Source organism: Aeromonas popoffii (assembly GCF_000820025.1).
In the GTDB taxonomy this organism is placed as follows: domain Bacteria; phylum Pseudomonadota; class Gammaproteobacteria; order Enterobacterales; family Aeromonadaceae; genus Aeromonas; species Aeromonas popoffii.
Genome location: NZ_CDBI01000012.1, coordinates 1 through 3,798, shown reverse-complemented (window position 1 = coordinate 3,798; position 3,798 = coordinate 1). Strand labels below are relative to the sequence as shown.

Genomic DNA, 3,798 nt, shown 5'->3' with positions numbered 1-3,798 from the left:
ACGTATCTGCAAATTTGTTTACCGAACGACCCCATCCATGTATATCCCGCTCAGGTTGGCGTAATAATGCTCGTTTGTTGGGCTTCGCTACGCTGTGCGGCAACCTACAAAACCACGCTACCGCCCCTGAATTTCAGCCTCCAGTCTGCCGCTTGTTACCTGTGATATTGCTCTGGCCTGGATCATGGCTGACTCCTATAGAATGGTTACCGAACGGAGCCCTGCAGGGAAGAGGGAATTGGTCATTTCTCGTACCAGATCAATAAATTGAGTGAACATTGACCGTTAATGGGGCGTACCAATGCCCACGGCACATCTGCGCAGTGGGTGGATAAACTGCTGAGGGGGACTTGCCAACCCGAGCAGATCCATCTCAATCAGCTGACGTTACGTTTATCTGTTAGGGTGACCAAGTTTCGACCTTAGCCACAGGTTCATATTACTGATGACCTCTTTACGTTTGCTTTCTCCGCCAATATTGTTCAGTCCGTGATCAAGTTCGTCGTAACGTTGATACTCAATATTTTCTTTCCCGAGGTCTTTAAGACGTTTTATCATTTCATCTGTTTTTTGAGGTGATACAGAGGTATCTCTCCCTCCCTGAACGATCAACAAAGGGGATTTTACGTTTTGCAGGGTATCAAGCTGATCGATGGAGAGCACCTGATACCACCAATGATAGCCATGTCCGCTTGCTTGAATATCCAATGGTTTGCTGTTAAGTACATGTTCGGCAAACCCTTTAAAATTATTGATGTTTTCTTTTGCCTCTTCGAGGTTTTCATACTTTGAAGCGATATTGTCTAACACGTCATCAATGAACCAGCGACCACCACCATTAAAGGAAATCGTTGCATCTATATCGTCAACGTTTGCTGCAACCAAGTGAGCAATGACCGCCCCCTCACTGCCTCCCAATACTATAAACTTATTGTATTTGCTATCTTTTCGTACTATGTCAAGAACAACCTTAATGTCAGCTACTCGCTGCTCAGGGCTATCCTTTTTAAGGTAATAAGCAGGGCAGTCCTTTCGATCAGTTGCTATGTCGTATTTGAGGTCTTTGTTAATGCCGTATTTTTCAATTAATAAAATGTCGGCTTCTGGCCAAACATTGTTATAGTCGGTAAATATCGAATCTATTTTTAAAACACTGTTGCAATCAGAACCATGAAGAATCAGTAATAATGTATCTGAGTCATGAGTATTCTGGAGCAAGTAATATGATATGAGAGAGCCATCAGCCCTGCTAGCGGTATGAGTAATGACATCTTTAGCGCTCACAGAAAATATTAAAAAAATTAAAGTTAAATATGTGGATCGAATTTTCATTTTTTTCCCTAACAGTGACTAGACGGAGGTTTGTACTAACCCGATCATTGAGTCTTTCGCTGGGTTTTGCATTATGCTTATTTTCAAAACCCAAAGAACCATATTTTATGGTATCTGAAGATACTCACTAAATGTCCTCTTGCTGCGCTACCCTTTTCGCAGTGAAAAAAATACCGCCAATAAAATCGGGACAGCCACCAATTTGATTATCGCATGCCGATAAAACTAACCCCCTGTTAAGGGGGAACAATGAAATACCGATACCGTTGCAAACCAGCTTAAACACAAAATGCAACGCACAATAAAAACACTACGCGTTGCGAATCACACTTGAACAGTTTGTTATGCGTTACTTTCTCCTGACAACACAGTAACCCTTTCCAAATCTCTACTCGGAAAGTCGGGGTCTACATACACATACATACGACTTATTAGTTTTCCAGTAAACTCAAATACACTACAAAAACGACCTGTAGATATATTATTGTCCGGCCAAGAGGTGCCATCGCTCATCACTCCTCCCTCTTGCCCCTCAACGACTACCATGTTACCAGCAGTTGTTATCTTAAAACCGTCTATGTCGTGCCAGATACTTGTGAGTGAGCTACCAATTCTATTACCAAACTCAACTAATGCATCCTTTCCTTTCGCCTGCCCAAATTTAGGAAAGAAAAAATCAACATTCTCTGAGAATAGATCAAGATAACCAGGATCACCGGCATCTACCTTTTCGAAATATTCAATCACTAGCTTAACTAAGTTTTCTTTTTCCATAAATATTTCTACGTCCGTATTGGTTTTATGTATAGTGCCTTGCTTTGCGAGTCCGACTAAGGTCGATTGCACATATCAAGCAGCGATAAGCGAGGGCGTGTTCCCCCCTTGTTTATTGCCTACCAACTATTCCCTTGTCGTCAGCGGTTCTTTGCTTAAAGAGGATGCGCTACGCGGCACACAAAAAAGTGGGTGTCCTACTATCCTGTCACGCTCGCTTTACTTTTTATGTCTTTTTTCATTGCGAAACTCTTCCATTGGTCGTTTTCCACTAAGCTTGACTTATAAATTTTTAATGATTTACAGCCAGGTATTGATTTTAGTGTTGCTTTAACATGCTCTACGACTTCCATCGGAAGCCAAGGACTCAGAATTATTCTGTTTATCGCAATCAACGGAACATTTAGCCTATATATTTTTGCTGAGGTTGTTTTAGAACCCCAAAATAGCCTGAATTCCTTTTCGTCTTGAAAAGCGTAGCGTTTGATAAAGGGAAGTTCATCCTCGTCTAATGGGTCATCTCGTAATTGCTGAATAGTACAATACTCTACTGATTCAGCTCTTAGCTGTTTACATTTAGATGCATGATCCTCCAGTTTCTCTTTTAAAAATTCAATGCACACGCCACTTGACCCAGAAGAGAATACTTTCCAGTGGTGGTATGTTTCGGGGGCTTCAGTTAGACATAATGCAGCGAACCCGTGCAATGACTTTCTAGTGACATACTGCTCAATATAGTACGAGTCATTTCTGTCATCCCATAATGTTGGATTCAGTAACACCAGCTCCTTAGTCGTTAAATAGTCAATGAGGAATGGAAGTTCCGTATATCTTCTAACGTATTTTTTTAATCTCATACTATTCCTTTTCTCATGGAGGGTAAATCTGGGACATCCACCAATATGACGGTAGCGTAGAGTGTTGCTATCGCTTGATAGGCAGCCAGTCGAAGAGTGTGCCATGACTATCGCTCGTTCATGCCATATTAGCCTGTAAAATACCCTCTACTACCATTTGGACAGCTGTTGTGTGCAGCGGGCCTTCTTGTGTGACCAATATGCTGGATGTCCTAATAGTTGCCGTTTTCGTAGTCATGTAATTTTCTTATTGGCTTAACGCCGCATTCAGCGGCTTGTCCGCTGCAATGCTTTGTTAATCTCGTATGTTGGGCTAAAAATCGTATGTTGGTGCTGAACTCAGTGAAGCCCAACGTTTACTGCGAAACGTATCGGAAAATTTGTTTTACCGATCGGCCCCATCCATGTTTATTCCGCTTTGGTTGACGTGATAATGCTCATTTGTTGGGCTTCGCTACGCTCTGCGCCAACCTACACGAAGTGAAGCCCAACATTTACCGCGAAACGTATCTGCAAATTTGTTTTACCGATCGACCCCATCCATGTTTATTCCGCTTTGGTTGAGGTGAGAATGCTCGTCTGTTGGGCTTCGCTACGCTCTGCGTCAATCTACAAAAACCACGCTACCGCCCCTGAATTCCAGCCTCCAGTCTGCTGCTTGTTACCTGCGATGATGCTTTGGGCTGGCTCATGGCTGACTCCGATGAGACGGTTGCCAAGCGACTATGTTACCGAACGGAGCTTGTATTAAAAGCGCAAGCAGGCCGTTTTCTGAGCAAGATCAACAAATTAATCAACAATGTCGTAGGCTCGAATAGCGCAGCGTATTCGGACG

The 3,798-nt window shown here is 42.8% G+C and carries 3 protein-coding genes; all 3 read right to left on the bottom strand.

Going from position 1 to position 3,798, the window contains the following annotated elements:
* Positions 1 to 393: 393 nt before the first annotated feature.
* The 3 genes from BN1129_RS02150 to BN1129_RS02140 all read right to left on the bottom strand — a co-directional run bounded on the left by BN1129_RS02150 (position 394) and on the right by BN1129_RS02140 (position 2,963).
* Complete coding sequence (locus tag BN1129_RS02150) at positions 394 to 1,332, bottom strand: alpha/beta hydrolase family protein (protein WP_042034190.1); 939 nt, start codon at positions 1,330 to 1,332, stop codon at positions 394 to 396.
* Between the two features lie 342 nt (positions 1,333 to 1,674).
* A complete protein-coding gene (locus tag BN1129_RS02145) occupies positions 1,675 to 2,106 on the bottom strand; it encodes a nuclear transport factor 2 family protein (RefSeq protein WP_042034189.1) in 432 nt (143 codons plus the stop codon).
* Between the two features lie 200 nt (positions 2,107 to 2,306).
* Positions 2,307 to 2,963: a DUF2971 domain-containing protein gene (locus BN1129_RS02140; protein ID WP_042034187.1), complete on the bottom strand. Its 657-nt coding sequence runs from the start codon at positions 2,961 to 2,963 to the stop codon at positions 2,307 to 2,309.
* Positions 2,964 to 3,798: the final 835 nt, after the last annotated feature.

Coding starts and splice junctions, on each gene's coding strand:
- BN1129_RS02145 (WP_042034189.1), bottom strand. CDS start 2,106: ATGGAAAAAGAAAACTTAGTTAAGCTAGTGATTGAATATTTCGAAAAG.
- BN1129_RS02150 (WP_042034190.1), bottom strand. CDS start 1,332: ATGAAAATTCGATCCACATATTTAACTTTAATTTTTTTAATATTTTCT.
- BN1129_RS02140 (WP_042034187.1), bottom strand. CDS start 2,963: ATGAGATTAAAAAAATACGTTAGAAGATATACGGAACTTCCATTCCTC.